The 14,538-nt window shown below is 71.8% G+C and carries 14 protein-coding genes; 13 read left to right on the top strand and 1 reads right to left on the bottom strand.

Going from position 1 to position 14,538, the window contains the following annotated elements; all coding sequences use genetic code 11:
• Positions 1-152 precede the first annotated feature (152 nt).
• The 9 genes from HNR73_RS23945 (at position 153) to HNR73_RS23905 (ending at position 8,951) form a co-directional block, all read left to right on the top strand.
• Entirely contained in the window at positions 153-695 is a 543-nt protein-coding gene (locus tag HNR73_RS23945) for an NADPH-dependent FMN reductase (protein WP_184789854.1), read from the top strand.
• Positions 692-1,186 carry a flavin reductase family protein gene (locus tag HNR73_RS23940; RefSeq protein WP_184789853.1) on the top strand — a complete coding sequence of 165 codons (495 nt, stop codon included), beginning with the start codon at positions 692-694 and terminating at the stop codon, positions 1,184-1,186. Before HNR73_RS23945 ends, HNR73_RS23940 begins: the two co-directional genes overlap by 4 nt.
• Before the next feature lie 15 nt (positions 1,187-1,201).
• Positions 1,202-2,269 carry an ABC transporter substrate-binding protein gene (locus tag HNR73_RS23935; RefSeq protein WP_184789852.1) on the top strand — a complete coding sequence of 356 codons (1,068 nt, stop codon included), beginning with the start codon at positions 1,202-1,204 and terminating at the stop codon, positions 2,267-2,269.
• Positions 2,266-3,366, top strand: coding sequence for an ABC transporter permease (locus HNR73_RS23930; protein WP_203686720.1), 1,101 nt, complete (start codon positions 2,266-2,268; stop codon positions 3,364-3,366). The genes HNR73_RS23935 and HNR73_RS23930 overlap by 4 nt, the downstream gene beginning before the upstream one ends.
• On the top strand, positions 3,342-4,094 hold the full coding sequence (locus tag HNR73_RS23925) for an ABC transporter ATP-binding protein (RefSeq protein ID WP_184789851.1): 753 nt from the start codon (positions 3,342-3,344) through the stop codon (positions 4,092-4,094). The genes HNR73_RS23930 and HNR73_RS23925 overlap by 25 nt, the downstream gene beginning before the upstream one ends.
• Positions 4,091-5,425 carry an LLM class flavin-dependent oxidoreductase gene (locus HNR73_RS23920; protein ID WP_184789850.1) on the top strand — a complete coding sequence of 445 codons (1,335 nt, stop codon included), beginning with the start codon at positions 4,091-4,093 and terminating at the stop codon, positions 5,423-5,425. The genes HNR73_RS23925 and HNR73_RS23920 overlap by 4 nt, the downstream gene beginning before the upstream one ends.
• Before the next feature lie 24 nt (positions 5,426-5,449).
• The gene (locus HNR73_RS23915; RefSeq protein ID WP_184789849.1) at positions 5,450-6,652 is read left to right on the top strand and encodes a vanadium-dependent haloperoxidase; all 1,203 of its coding nucleotides are present in this window, start codon (positions 5,450-5,452) and stop codon (positions 6,650-6,652) included.
• An 86-nt stretch (positions 6,653-6,738) separates the two neighbouring features.
• Positions 6,739-7,227 carry a site-specific integrase gene (locus HNR73_RS23910; RefSeq protein ID WP_184789848.1) on the top strand — a complete coding sequence of 163 codons (489 nt, stop codon included), beginning with the start codon at positions 6,739-6,741 and terminating at the stop codon, positions 7,225-7,227.
• Positions 7,228-7,292: 65 nt separating this feature from the next.
• Positions 7,293-8,951 carry a right-handed parallel beta-helix repeat-containing protein gene (locus HNR73_RS23905; protein ID WP_184789847.1) on the top strand — a complete coding sequence of 553 codons (1,659 nt, stop codon included), beginning with the start codon at positions 7,293-7,295 and terminating at the stop codon, positions 8,949-8,951.
• Positions 8,952-9,024: 73 nt separating this feature from the next.
• Here HNR73_RS23905 and HNR73_RS23900 read toward each other — a convergent pair whose 3' ends face one another.
• Entirely contained in the window at positions 9,025-10,728 is a 1,704-nt protein-coding gene (locus HNR73_RS23900; protein WP_184789846.1) for a helix-turn-helix domain-containing protein, read from the bottom strand.
• A gap of 271 nt (positions 10,729-10,999) precedes the next feature.
• Here HNR73_RS23900 and sepH point away from each other — a divergent pair, with 271 nt between their 5' ends.
• From sepH to HNR73_RS23880, 4 genes are read left to right on the top strand one after another with little or no spacing between them, the layout of a single operon-like run.
• Positions 11,000-11,998 carry a septation protein SepH gene (gene sepH / locus HNR73_RS23895; protein WP_184789845.1) on the top strand — a complete coding sequence of 333 codons (999 nt, stop codon included), beginning with the start codon at positions 11,000-11,002 and terminating at the stop codon, positions 11,996-11,998.
• A 55-nt stretch (positions 11,999-12,053) separates the two neighbouring features.
• Positions 12,054-12,752 carry a class I SAM-dependent methyltransferase gene (locus HNR73_RS23890; RefSeq protein ID WP_184789844.1) on the top strand — a complete coding sequence of 233 codons (699 nt, stop codon included), beginning with the start codon at positions 12,054-12,056 and terminating at the stop codon, positions 12,750-12,752.
• Positions 12,753-12,797: 45 nt separating this feature from the next.
• The gene (locus HNR73_RS23885) at positions 12,798-13,526 is read left to right on the top strand and encodes a class I SAM-dependent methyltransferase (RefSeq protein ID WP_184789843.1); all 729 of its coding nucleotides are present in this window, start codon (positions 12,798-12,800) and stop codon (positions 13,524-13,526) included.
• A 12-nt stretch (positions 13,527-13,538) separates the two neighbouring features.
• Positions 13,539-14,525, top strand: a complete 987-nt coding sequence (locus HNR73_RS23880; RefSeq protein ID WP_184789842.1) for an aldo/keto reductase — start codon at positions 13,539-13,541, stop codon at positions 14,523-14,525.
• Positions 14,526-14,538 lie beyond the last annotated feature (13 nt).

The following is a 14,538-nucleotide window of genomic DNA, read 5'->3' as shown; positions in this document are numbered from 1 at the left end:
ACGCGACCGCCCGTAGCCCGGCCCGCCCTCCCCACCGACCTACCGCCGACGGCCCGAGCGTGGCCCGTCCGCCCGGCCGGCGTCGGCACGCCGTTCGCTCTTCTCCTGTCTCCGCGCCGTCGCGGATCCGCGCACCCATCGAAGGACCCTCCATGCCTCCACGTCCCATCGCCGTGCTCGTCGGCAATCCGCGAGCGGCCTCCCGAACGCGCCTGGCCGCCGAGCAGCTCGCCGTCGACCTCGCCGCCCATCTGCCCGAGTCGGAGTCGACGACCATCGACCTCGCCACGATCGGCCCCGCCGCCGTCGGCACCGCCGATCCCGCACCCACATCCGCGGTGGCGCAGGCGATCCGGGACACGACCGGCGCGCGTGTCCTGGTCATCGCCACACCCGTCTACAAGGCCGCCTACACCGGCCTGCTCAAACTCTTCCTCGACCAGCTCGCGCCCGGCGCGCTCGACGGCGTCGTCGCCGTGCCCGTCACGATCGCCGCGGCACCGACGCACGCGGCGCTCGCCGACCTCCAGCTCCGCCCGGTCCTCGCCGAGCTCGGCGCGAGTCTGCCGGTCCCCGCGCTGGCGCTCACCGAGAAGGAACTGCCGAACCTCACCGCGCTGACGCGGGCGTGGGCGGCGCAGCACGGGGCGGCCGTCCGCGCGCTCACCGACGTCGGCGCGGGGGTGACGGCATGACCGTCGCGACGCGGCCCGAACTCGACGCGGCGACCTTCCGCTCGGTGTTCCGGACGCACGCCGCCGCCGTCGCGATCATCACCGCCGACGACGGGCACGGGCCCGTCGGCTTCACCGCGACCTCGCTGACGAGCGTCTCCCTGACCCCGCCGCTGGTGTCCTTCGCACTGTCCACGGTGGCCTCGTCGTGGCCCGCGGTCGCGGTCGCCCGCAGCCTCGTCGTCCACCTGCTCGACTCCGGGCAGCACGAGCTGGCGCGGCGCTTCGCGACCAGCGGCATCGACCGCTTCGCCGCACCGACGCGCTGGTCGCGACTCGACACCGGCGAACCCGCCCTCGACGAGGCGCCGATCCGGCTGCGCGGCCTCGTCGAGCACCGCTACCCGGCGGGCGATCACCACATCGTCGTCGTGCGGCTCACCGCCGCCGACGTCGCCAGACCCCACTCGCCGCTGATCTATCACGGCGGCTCCTACGCGTCCCTCACCTGACCTCGAAAGGCCACCATGTCAACGCCATCCGCGCGCCGAATACCCTTCGCCGCTCCGCTCGCCCTCCTGCTCACCGCGCTGGCGGCGCTGACCGGCTGCGCCGGCGCCGACCCGGAAGGCCCGGTGCTCGCGCTCGACGCGCCGCTGCCGGGCGCGGTCCCCGAAGGCACGAAACTGATCGTCGGCGACCCCTCCACCAAGGTCGCGCTCCAGCTGTCGGGCGAGCTCGACAAGTTCTCCTTCGAGGTCGAGTGGGCCAACATCAGCGGCGGCCCGCAGACGACGGAGGCGTTCCGGGCCGACGCGCTCGACGTCGGCGCCGTCGCCGAGATCCCGGCGATCCACGCGACGTGGACGGGTCTGCCGGTGAAGATCGTGGCCTCGAAGTTCCGGGTGGACCCGATCGCGCATCCCCTGTACCAGCTGGGGATCGCGCCGGGCGTGACCGTCGCGGGTCTCGCCGACCTGCGCGGCAAGAAGATCGCCTACAGCCCGGGGCAGGCGCAGGGCGCGCTGATCCTGCGTGTCCTGCAGAAGGCCGGGCTGTCCAAAGAGGACGTCGAGCTCGTCGAACTGCCGAGCACGGGCGACGTCTACCCGAGCGCGCTCGCCGGGCATCAGGTCGACGTCGCGCCTCTCGGTGGGGTGAACATCTCGCGCTACCTGGCGAAGTACGGTCCCGACGGCGCCACGACGATCGCGCACGGCCTGCGTGACGATCCGAGTCACCTGTACGTGCGCACCGAAACCCTTGAGGACGCGGCCAAGGCGGCCGCGATCGCCGAGTACGTCGCGGCGTGGGGGCGGGCGACGAAGTGGGTGTACGAGCACCCGCAGGAGTGGATCGACGGGTACTACGTCGCCGACCAGGGCCTGTCCAAAGAGGACGGTCAGTACCTCGTCGACTCGGCCGGGGAGCCCGATGTCCCGGCCGACTGGACAGACGTCATCGCGCGGCACCAGGAGACCATCGACCTGCTCGCGGCCGAGACGGGGAATCCGGTGATCAGGGCCGAGGACCTCTACGACCGCCGCTATGAGGCGATCGGGGCCGAGGCGTACGGAAGCGGTGAGCGGGGATGACGGCCAACGTGACGCGCGCGGTGGGCGCGCCGACGGTCTCGGGGCCGGTGGTCACCGAGGATCCGGTGCACCAGGACGCGGGGGCCTCCCCCGGGGTGGGGGTGGTCCAGGGCACGGCCACGGCTCTGGGGCCGCCCGTTCCTCCCTCCACGGCCGACCGTAGCGCGAGCCCAGGCACGGCCGGCGAACGCGAGAACCGTTCCCTGTGGACAACCCTCCGCTTGTGGACAACCCGCGCGGCACCCCGCGACCGGGTACCCGGCGCCCCCTCCCCCAGCCGCCTCGCCGCCCGTACGGACCGCAAGGCTTTCAAACCCCGCCGTCCCCGCCTCGGTCCCGGCCGGCGCATCCCCGGCGGCGCCCTGCTCGGCCCCTTCCTGCTCCTCGCGGCCTGGGCCGCGGGCTCGGCCACCGGCGTCCTCGACCCGCGCGTCCTGTCGGCGCCGTGGACCGTCGTCACCACCGTCGGCGACCTCATCGCCAACGGGCGCCTCCAGGACAACCTCGCCACCTCGGCCGAGCGCTTCGCCTACGGACTCGTCCTCGGCGTCGCCATCGGCACCGTCCTGGCCCTCGTGTCCGGGCTTAGCCGCTGGGGCGAAGCCGTCCTCGACGGCCCCATCCAGATCAAACGCGCGGTCCCCTCCCTCGCGCTCCTCCCGCTGCTGATCCTCTGGCTCGGCATCGGCGAGGGCATGAAGATCACCACGATCGTCCTCGGCGTCCTCATCCCCGTCTACATCCACACCCACAACGGCCTGCGCGGCATCGACAGCCGCTACGCCGAACTCGCCGAGACCGTCGACCTGGGCCACGCGGCCTTCATCCGCCGCGTGATCCTGCCCGGCGCCCTGCCCGGATTCCTGCTGGGACTGCGCTTCGCGGTCACCTCGGCGTGGCTGTCGCTGGTCGTCGTCGAACAGATCAACTCCACCAGCGGCATCGGCTACATGATGGAACTCGCCCGCACCTACGGCCAGACCGACGTCATCGTCGTCGGTCTCGTCCTCTACGGCGTGCTGGGCCTGCTCTCCGACGGCGCCGTCCGCCTCGTGCAAAGGAGGGCGCTGTCATGGCGACGCACCCTGGCGGGCTGACCGTCGACGCCCCCGCCGTCCGGATCCGCGACCTCGACCGGTCCTTCGGCGAACACCGGGTCCTCGACGGCCTCAACCTGACCCTCCACAAAGGAGAGTTCGTCGCGCTGCTCGGGCGCAGCGGCTCGGGGAAGTCGACCCTGCTGCGGGCCCTGGCGGGACTCGACTACGACGTCCACGGCACCGGGGAGATCAACGTGCCCGGCAAGGTCTCGGTCGTCTTCCAGGACTCCCGTCTCCTGCCCTGGCAACGGATCCTCGACAACGTCCTGCTCGGCCTGAAGGCACCCGACGCCCGCCGCCGCGGACTCGCCGCCCTCGCCGAAGTCGGCCTCGCCGGACGCGAACGCGCCTGGCCCAACGAACTCTCCGGCGGCGAGCAACAGCGGGTCGCACTCGCCCGTTCGCTGGTCCGCGAACCCGAACTACTCCTCGCCGACGAGCCTTTCGGGGCGCTGGACGCCCTGACCCGCAGGCGCATGCACGGCCTCCTGCGCGAGCTCTACCGGCGGCACCGCCCCGCCGTGCTGCTGGTGACCCACGACGTGGACGAGGCGATCGCGCTCGCCGACCGCGTCCTGATCCTCCACAAAGGACATATCGCCGCCGAGCAGGCCGTCGACCTCGACGGCGAGCGCGGTCCGGGTGATCGGGACTTCGCGCGGATCCGGGCGCGGCTGCTGGCGGCGCTCGGGGTGGGCGCCGATGACGACAAGGATGGAACATGAGCCGGAAACACCTGCATCTCAACGCCTTCCTGATGAGCACGGGCCATCACGAGGCCTCGTGGCGGCTGCCGGAGAGCGATCCGTACGCGACGACCGATGTGCGGCACTACCAGGAGCTGGCGCGGATCGCCGAGCGCGGGAAGCTCGACTCGGTGTTCTTCGCCGATTCGCCGCAGTTGTGGGGCGACATCGGGCGGCGGCCGTCGGGATCCCTTGAGCCGACGGTGGTCCTGACGGCAATCGCGGCGGTGACGACCCGTATCGGGCTGATCGCGACGGCGTCGACGACGTACAACGAGCCGTACAACCTGGCGCGGCGCTTCGCGTCGGTCGATCACGTGTCGGGCGGCCGGGCGGGCTGGAACATCGTGACGACGGCGGGGATCGAGGCCGCGCGGAACTTCAACCTGGACGAGCTGCCGGCGCACCGGGCGCGTTACGAGCGGGCCGACGAGTTCCTGGAGGTGTCGCGCAAGCTGTGGGACAGCTGGGACGACGACGCGGCCCTCGGCGACAAGGCGAGCGGCGTCTGGGGCGACAACGACCGGGTGCGGCCGATCGACCACCGTGGACCGCATTTCCGGGTGGCGGGGCCGCTGAACGTGCCGCGTTCCCCGCAGGGGTACCCGGTTCTGGTGCAGGCGGGTTCGTCGGAGGACGGCCGGGACTTCGCCGCCCGGCACGCCGAGGCCGTGTTCACCGCGCAGCAGACGCTCGACGACGCCCGCGCGTTCTACGCCGACGTGAAGCTGCGCGCGGCCCGGCTCGGCCGCGACCCCGACAGCGTCAGGATCCTGCCCGGGATCGTGCCCGTCCTCGGCGACACCGAGGCCGAGGCCGCCGCCCTGGAGGCCGAACTGGACCGGCTCATCGTTCCCGAGTACGCCCGTGACCAGCTCGCCAAGACGCTGCGGGTGGCACCCGGGGACCTGCCGCTGGACGCCGAACTGCCCGCCGATCTCCCCTCGGAGGACGAGATCGAGGGCGCCAAGAGCCGCTACACGCTCATCGTGGAACTCGCCCGGCGTGAGCGCCTCACCGTGCGGCAGCTGATCGGCAGGCTCGGTGGCGGGCGCGGGCACCGGACCTTCACCGGTACGCCCGTCCAGGTCGCCGACGCGATCGAGGAGTGGTCGGCCGCCGGGGCCGCCGACGGCTTCAACATCATGCCCGCCGTGCTCCCGTCCGGCTTGACGTCCTTTGTGGACAAGGTCGTGCCGATCCTGCGGGAGCGCGGCCTGTTCAGACACGACTACGAGGGCACGACCCTCCGCGAGCACTACGGCCTGGCCCGCCCGGCCAACCGCTACGCCAAGGCCGTCGCGGCCTGACCCGCTCCACACCTGAGGAGAACCGTGCACAAGACGTCCCGCAGGCGACTCATCGTCGCCGCCGCCCTGACCCCGGCGGCGCTCGCGCTGCCCACCCCCGCCCACGCCGACACGATCGACCCGGTCGCCGAGTGGTACGACCTGACCGCCGACGCGGTCACCACGTCCGGACCGTCCGCGCAGGTCAGCGGCAGCCGGATCTGGGCCCTGGCCTGGCTTTCGGCCGCCCGCGCGCTGCACGGCGACTCGCACCCCGACCGGCAGAGCGCCGCGCTGGTCTCCGCCGTCCACGCCGTGCTGCGCGACCAGATCCCGTCCCGCGCGACGGATCTCGATGCCGCGCTGGAGGCGTCGCTGGCCCGCGTTCCCGACGGCTCCCCGAAACGACGCGGAACGGCGGCGGGCCGTGCCGAAGCCCGGTCGCTCCTCACCGGCCGGGCCGGTGACGGTCTCGACCCCGCGTCGGTCAACGCGCCCTACACCCCCGACCCGCCGACACCGGGACGATGGCAGCCGACGCCACCGGCCTTCGGTCCTGGACAGCAGTCCGGAACCCGTCACGCCAGGCCGTTCCTGCTCGGCCGCGCCGACCGCTTCCGCCCACCACCGCCGCCCGCGCTCGACTCCGCCCGCGATGCCCGCGACCTCGCCGAGGTCCGTGCCTTCGGCGCGCTGGACAGCACGGTGCGAACCCAGGCCCAGACCGACACCGCGCAGTTCTGGTACGGCTCCTCCCTGGTGCTGTACAACGGGATCCTGCGGGCCGCGCTACTCCAGTCCCGGCGGTCGGCGTACCGGCGCGCGCGGCTGGTCGCGCTGTTCCACGTCGCCCTCGTCGACACGCAGATCGCGACCTCCGACGCCAAGTACCACCACCGCTCGTGGCGGCCGGTCACGGCGATCCGGGCGCTGCACGATCCACAGTGGACGCCGTACCACGTCACGCCCTCGCACCCCGACTACGTCTCGGGCCACAACACCTACTCCGGCGCCGCCGAGGCGGTGCTCGCCGAACTGGCGGGCCCCGCGCGGCCTTATACGATCGGCAGCCCCAGCGCGCCGGGTGTCACCCGCACCTACACCGACTGGTCGACCCCGTCGCGCGAGAACGTCGACGCTCGCGTCTGGTCGGGGATCCACACCAGGACCGCCGACGAGGCCGGGATCATCCTCGGCCGGAAGGTCGCCCGCCACGCCCTGAGCCGCGCCGAACGGCTCTTCGACTAGCCGATGGGCGCCGACACCACCGTCGGCGCCTATCTTTTTCTATCCGGATAGTTGCTGGATTTATCCAGAACAGATATCGTCGAGCCATGAGCAGCTCCCCCCGATACGAGGACCTCTTCGCCTACCTCGACGCCGTCGCCCGCGCCGGCCACCTCAAGAAGACCTCCATCGACCTGGCGCGCTCGACGCTCAAGCGCGTCCTGGAGGCCACCGACGTCACCATCGACACCGCGCTCAACGACCTCGACATCGACCGGATCCGCGAACAGCTGGAATCCCTCGACCTCAAGCCCACCACCGCCGAGGCCTACGCCGGGCGCCTGCGCCGGATGGTCAAGGAGTCGCGCGAGTGGGCGACCGGTGAGCCGCTGAAGAAGGCACGGGAGGAGAAGTCGATGATCGACTACCCCTTGCAGCTGCGTCCCGGGATGCGGCTGAACTTCACGCTCCCCGCCGACCTCACGGCCGCCGAGGTGGACCGGATCGGACGGTTCCTGACCGCCCTGATCGTCGAGGAGGACGAGACGGAGAACGCGGCGCCCCAGGCGAAGGGCGAGGAGGAGACCGAGGACTGACGCCTCGGGCCGAACCCGCCAAAGGGGATTTCCGCATCCGATCTTTGGTCGATAGGGTGCGCACCATGATCTATCGTCCACTGAGGACAGCCCACCTCAATCCCCTCCGCACCAACGCTTCCCACCGCAGGAGCCCACTCCTGCGGCGCGGCCTGGCCGCACTCGCCGGTGTCGCCCTGGCCGCCGGAGGCCTGGCGGCGACACCGGCCGCCGCCGGGCCCTCCGAGACCCCCGCGCCGGCGGCGGTCGAGGCCCCGCCCGCGCCGATCTGCGGCAACGCGGCCGTCCTCGACGGCCCCGCCACACCGCCCGACGGCGCGACGATCGTCGCGGCCGAGAACAACAACGACCTGTTCTTCGACTTCCGCGCCGAAGGCGGGACCTTCTGGTTCGCCCCCGGCGTCCACACCATGGACGCCGACCAGTACGGGCAGATCGAACCGGGCAAGAACACGACCTTCATCGGGGCACCGGGCGCGATCTTCGACGGTCAGGGCATCAACCGGGCCGCGTTCACGCAGGGCGCCACGGGCGTCACCATCGCGCACCTGACGATCCAGAACTTCGTCGCCGATCAGGACCAGGGCGTGGTCAACAAGGACGCCGCGCGCGGCTGGACCGTCCGGAACAACACGATCATCGACAACAAGGGCGCAGGGCTGATGGCCGGGCGCGACAACGTCTACCGCGACAACTGCATCAAGGACAACGGCCAGTACGGCATCAACGCCTGCTGCGGCGGCCACACCGAGGCCGACGACATCGCCGGCTTCGTGCTCGACCGCAACGAGATCGTCGGTAACAACACCGACGACTGGGAGACCCAGGTCCCCGGCTGCGGTTGCAGCGGCGGCGTCAAGTTCTGGATCAACCGGAACGTCACGGTCACGAACAACTGGCTGCACGACAACCGCGGCGTCGCGCTCTGGCTCGACAACAACAACCGCGGCTTCGTCATCGAGCACAACCTGATCGAGGACAACGACGACCAGGCCCTGTTCATCGAAGCCGGATACGACGCGCGCGTGCGGTTCAACACCATGCGCCGCAACGCCATCGTCGCCGGAAAGAAGAAGGCCGACCGGGGCGACACCTTCCCGATCGGCGCGATCTACGTGTCGGAGGCCGGAAGCCCGGCCGGGTACGGCCTGCCCACCTCCCCGATGGTCATCAGCGACAACGAGCTGACCGACAACTGGGGTGGCGTGATCCTGTGGGAGAACCCCGACCGCTACTGCTCCTCCGAGGCGCACACGCATCCGCCGTTCTGCACGATCAAGACCGACCTCTACGACGACGCGCAGTGCGAGACCGCCGTCGAGAACGACATCCCGGACGCGATCGACAAGTACCGCTGCCGGTGGTCGACCGAGAACATCGTGGTGGAGAACAACACCTTCAGCATCGACAAGGCTGCCGTCGGCGCGAGCTGTGCCGGCGGACGGTACTGCGGCCTCAACGGCGTGTTCTCCAACTGGGGCAACTTCGAGGAGTTCCCCGGCTACACGATCCCGTGGCGACTCACCTTCCAGCAGGGCATCGTCTTCCGCACCAACCACTACACGGGTGACTGGTGGTTCGCGGGATTCCAGCAGGTGCGTCCCGACGGCCAGCGTGTGAGCTGGGCCGACTGGACCGCGCCCGCCCCGGAGGTGCCGCCGGTGTTCACCCACGACAACCGGCCGACGACCTTCGGGCAGGACCAGGGAAGCACGTACAACTGATCACGGCTTCGACCCGACCGCCCCCGGACGCCGACGTGTCCGGGGGCGGTTCGTTCGTCGCGCACGGTGGCGGCTAGCCCAATCCCTCCGCCACCCGCAGCGCCCCCTCGTACACCCGCGCGTCGACGCGCACCGCCGGATCCGCCAGGACCCGGCTCAGGCCCGCCGTGGCGTGCTCGACCTCGCCTTCGGCGAGCAGCGCCTCCACCATCCCCAGTTCGGCGTGGAGCCGGGCCGGATGGTCCCCCAGCCGCATCGCCGCCACGCGTGACCGGGCGTACCAGCCGACGGCCTCGCGTCCGCGTCCGGCGTCGCGGAGGTGCGCGGCGCGGGCGACCGCGGCGACGGCGCGCGGCATGAGCCCGTCGGCGACCCGGAGGGCGTGTTCGGTGGCGGCGTCGCCGGGACGGGCGGCGGTGACGGCCGCGAGGCGCCACACGACCTCGGCGAGCCCGAGGCGGACGGCGGTGGGCAGCAGGGCCGTCGCGGCCTCGTACCAGCCGGGTCGGCCGGGGGCGGGTTCGCCGCCGAGCCGCCTCCACAGTGGACCGATGCGCTCGGCCGGGGAGTCGGGTGCTCCGGCGGCGATCCGGACGACGGCTCGCGACGCGCGTTCGACGGCGTCGCGCACGTCACCGGGCCGGTCGGTGGCCATCCGCCGGCGCAGCGCGAAGGCGCGGACGACGTCGTGCATCCGGTACAGGCACATGCCTTCCACGTACCCGCCGCGGTCGACGAGCCCCGCCTCGGCGAGCTCGTCGAGCCGGACCGTGCCCTCCACTTCGGACAGTCCGGCGAGCTGTGCGCCGAGCCAGCAGGGGGCGGGGTCGAGTTCGGCGACGGTGAGCAGTCGCAGGAGCCGCGCGGTGGGTTCGGTGAGGGACCGGTAGGCGAGGTCGAGGGCCGTGCCCTCGGTCTCCAGGCGGGCGGCGAGTTCATCCATCGTCCACTGTGGCCGGTCGGCGAGCCGGGCGGCGGCGAGCCGGATCGACAGGGGCGAGCCGCCGCAGGCCGTCACGATCCGTGTCGCGTCCTCGTCGCGTCCCGACAGGGCTCGCAGGAGCGCGGCACCGGCGTGCGGGGCGAGTGGGCCGAGGCGCCGTTCGGCACCGAATCCGAGTGGGCGGCGGGCCGTGACGACCGTGAGGCATCCCCTCGACGGCAGCAGCGGGCGGACCTGTGCGGCGCTGGAGGCGTTGTCGAGCAGCACGTACAGGCCGCGCCCGGCGGTGAGTTCGCGCCATCTGCCGGCCAGTTCGCCGACGTCGCCGGACGGTGTAGTCACGCCGAGGGCCGCCAGCAGCGAGCGCAGGGCGGCGGCGAGGGACAGCGGTTCGGTGGTGCCGCGCAGATCGAGGTAGACGCGCCCGTCGGGGCATTCGGCCGCGGTCGCGCGGGCGACGCCCGCGGCCAGGGCGGTCTTGCCGACGCCGCCCGGGCCGGTGATCACGAGCGGTCCCGAGCGGGCGAGGACCGCGCAGGCGCGCAGTTCGGCGTCGCGGCCGGTGAAGTGGCGCGGTGTGTCGGGTAAGAGGTCGGGCGCGACGGCGAGGGCCTCGGGTTCGCCGCGTCCGGCGGCGACGAACTCGCCGCGTTCGCGCCCGCCGAGTTCGAGCGCGTCGGCGAGCAGCGCTATCGAGCTCGGGCGTGGTCTGGCGACCCTGCCGTGTTCGAGGTCCCTGATGGTCCGCACGCCCAGTCTGGCGCGTTCGGCGAGACGCTCCTGGGTGAGACCGAGGCGGACCCGGTGGCCGCTCAGCCGTGCGCCGAAAGTCATGGCATCGCCCCCCTTGACTCCACGTTCACGTTACGTCGCCGAAAGAGCGTGCGATATCACGTTTCCGGCACTACGGTGGTGCACATCCGTGATGACCTGGGAAGTCCTTCCCGGGCCGGCGGCGGATACATCCGTACGGTCCGATTCGGACGACCAAGGTCTAGAAGAAATTGGTGATCTTCTTCCTTTCGCGGCGGCGCGGCATGGATGTATGCCGGTACGGTGGGGCGTAATGTGACCTGAAGCGACATCCGATGCGAGGAGGAGCGCGATGCGGCCGGTACGTTTTGTCGCCCTCTCCGAGGACGGGCAGGCCCTCGTTCTGGCCGATGAGGTCGGCCGTCTCCTCACGTTGCCCCTCGACGAGCGCATCGCCACGGCCGTCCGCCATGAGAAGGGCGTCGCCCTCGAAGGCGACGAGCCGCCGCCGGTCATCACCTCGACTCCCGTGACCCTGTCGCCGCGCGACATCCAGTCCCGGATCCGCGCCGGCGAGTCCGCCGACGACGTCGCCCGCCACGCCGGTGTCCCGGTGACGCGGGTGCTCCGTTATGCCGGTCCGGTCCTGCAGGAACGCGCCATGCTCGCGCAGCACGCGCGGCGGGCGCGGTTGCGCACGTCCGACCGGGGCGCGCGCCTGGCCGACATCGTCGACGGCAAGCTCGGGCAGCACGGCGTCGACTCCGACAAGGTCTCCTGGGACGCCTATCGCCGTGAGGACGGCACGTGGCGGATCACCGCGACGTGGCCGAGCGGCAAGGCGACCGCGCAGGCCGTGTGGGAGCTCGACAAGGCCCGTCAGACGGTCGGCCCGGACGACGAGATGGCGCAGTTCCTGTCCACGGAGGGCCCGGCCGGGCTTTCCCCGACGGGTCTCGGCCAGTCGGGTCCGGCGGACCGGACGATGACCGCGCCGAGCTCGCGTCCGTCGCGGGATCCCTTGCACGGTGCGCCTTCGCGGCCCGCCGGGCGGGAGACGATCACGACGCGCGACCCCTTGCGGCGGGACGCGCTGCGGGCGGTCCTGGAGCGCCCGATGGGCGCGCCGAGCCGTCCCGAGCCCGCTTCGGGTGGCCTGGGCCTGCCCGGGTCGGAGCCCGTCGACGTGCGCGACACCCCGAGCGTGCCTTCGCTGGCGGTCCTGCGTCCGCGCCGGACCGAGACCGAGCCCGAGGGCGAGGCGACCGTGGGCGGCAAGCCCCGCAACCGGCTCCCCGCCTGGGACGACGTGCTCTTCGGCGACACCTCGCCGCGGTCGAGCACCCGCTAGCGGCACCGGCCGTAAACGGGCTGCGCCCCGGCGCGGCCGGGGTTAACGTGCGGTCATGTACGCCGAGGACACCGCACCCATCTATGACCTGATGTACTCCGGCAAGGACTACGCCGCCGAGTCGGCGGCCTTGACCGGGCTGATCCGCGAGCGCGTCCCGCGGGCGGCGTCGCTGCTCGACGTGGCCTGCGGGACGGGTTCGCATCTGCGGCACCTCGGCGCGTCCTTCACCGCCGAGGGGCTCGAACTGTCCCCGCAGATGACCGCGATCGCGCGCGGCCAGGGTCATACCGTCACCGAGGGCGACATGCGGGATTTCACGCTCGGCCGCCGTTTCGACGCCGTCGTGTGCCTCTTCGGGTCGATCGGTTACGCCGGTGGTGCCACCGGTCTCGACGCGGCCGTCGCGCGGATGGCCGCGCACCTGGCTCCCGGTGGTGTGCTGGTGATCGAGAACTTCCACCAGCCCGGGGAGTTCTTCGACGGGTACCGCGTCGCCGACGGCTGGCGCGACGAGCGGCGTGCGGTGACCCGGCTGTCGGTGTCGGAGCACCACGGTGCCGTCGGGGTGATGAACATGCACGTCATGGTCGCCGACGACGCGGGCGTGCGCTCCTTCCTCGACCGGCACGAGATGTCGCTGTACTCGACCGCCGACTTCGCGCGGGCCTTCGGCGCGGCCGGCCTCGACGTGGCCCGCGTCGAAGGGATCCTGCCGCGGGCGCTGTACGTCGGGGTCGCGCGAAAGTCCTAAGTGGACGTACGGTGTCGGGACCGCCCCTCCACCGATGGGACATCCATGTACATCGACACCGAACCCTATGCGGGCGACGCCGTCGCCGCCTCCTACGACCTGATCTTCGCCTCGCGCGACTACGCCGGTGAGAACGCGCGGCTCATCGCCACGATCCGCGCGGCGAACCCGAAGGCCGCCTCGGTCCTCGACGTCGCCTGCGGACCGGGGCGGCACCTGGAACTGCTCGCCGAGGAGTTCGTCGACGCGGCGGGCGTCGACCTGTCACCGGCGATGGTCTCCATGGCCGAGGGGCGGGTGCCCGAAGGTGTGCCGGTGACCGTCGGCGACATGCGCGACTTCGACCTCGGCCGCCGCTTCGACGCCGTGGTCTGCCTCTTCGGCTCCGTCGGGTACATGCGCGACACCCCGGTCCTCGACACCGCGATCGCCCGCATGGCCGCGCATCTCAACCCCGGCGGCGTGCTCGTCGTCGAGCCCTGGCACACGCCGGACACCTTCGAACCCGAGCGGACCATCCCGCTCGCCTCCCGCGACGGCGGCAACGCGATGACCACGCTCATCGTCCAGCGCGTCGAGGACGGCTACGGGGTCATGGACATGTACCACGTGGTCGCGCTGGGCCTGGAGGTCCACACCATCCACGAGGTCCACCGCCAGGGCCTCTTCACCGACGCCGAGTACCGGGCGTCCTTCGAGGCCGCGGGCCTGTCGGTGACCGCCGAAGAGGACGCGGCGGGAGGGGCGGGGCTGTACGTCGGCGTTCTTCGGTGAAAGGCTCGGGGCATGGATTACACCCACCTCGGCCGCACCGGCCTCAAAGTCTCCCGCCTCTGCCTCGGCACCATGAACTTCGGCCCGAAGACCTCCGAGGAGGACAGCCACGTCCTCATGGACCGGGCCCTTGAGCTCGGGCTGAACTTCTTCGACACCGCCAACGTCTACGGCTGGAAGACCGGCGAGGGCGTCACCGAGAAGATCCTCGGGACCTGGTTCGCGAAAGGCGGCACCCGGCGCGACGACGTCGTCCTGGCCACGAAGGTCTACGGCGGCATGGGCGACGGACCCAACGACCGCGGACTGTCGGCCCGCCATGTCATCCGCGCCTGCGAGGACTCCCTGAAGCGGATGCGGACCGACTACATCGACCTGTACCAGATGCACCACGTCGACCGCTCCACCCCGTGGGAGGAGCTGTGGCAGGCGATGGACCTGCTCGTGGCACAGGGGAAGGTCCGCTACGTCGGGTCGTCCAACTTCGCCGGCTGGCACCTGGTCCAGGCACAGGAGGCCGCGAACCGCCGCCACAGCCTCGGCCTGGTCTCCGAACAGTGCATCTACAACCTGCTGACCCGCCACGTCGAGCTGGAGGTCCTGCCCGCCGCGCAGGACTACGGCATCGGGATCATCCCCTGGTCGCCGCTGCACGGCGGCGCCCTGTCCGACGCGATCCGCAAGATGCGTGAAGGGACCGCCGAACGCAGCGGTGACGGTCGCTCCAAGGAGTACGTGGAGGCCCACCGCGACCAGCTGGAGGCCTGGGAGAAGTTCTGCGACCAGCTCGGCAAGGCACCCTCGCACGTCGCGCTCGCCTGGCTGCTGGCGCAGCCGGCGGTGACCGCGCCGATCGTCGGGCCGCGCACCACCGCGCAGCTGGAGGACACCCTCAAGGCCCTTGAGGTCACCCTCGACGAGACCGAGCTGTCCACACTGGACGACATGTTCCCGCCGGTCGGCAACGGCGGACCCGGCCCGGAGGCCTGGGCCTGGTAAGGCATTCCACCTG

This window comes from Phytomonospora endophytica (genome assembly GCF_014202425.1).
Lineage (GTDB): Bacteria > Actinomycetota > Actinomycetes > Mycobacteriales > Micromonosporaceae > Phytomonospora > Phytomonospora endophytica.
The sequence above is the reverse complement of the archived record's forward strand: the minus strand, read 5'-3'. Positions and strand labels throughout refer to the sequence as shown.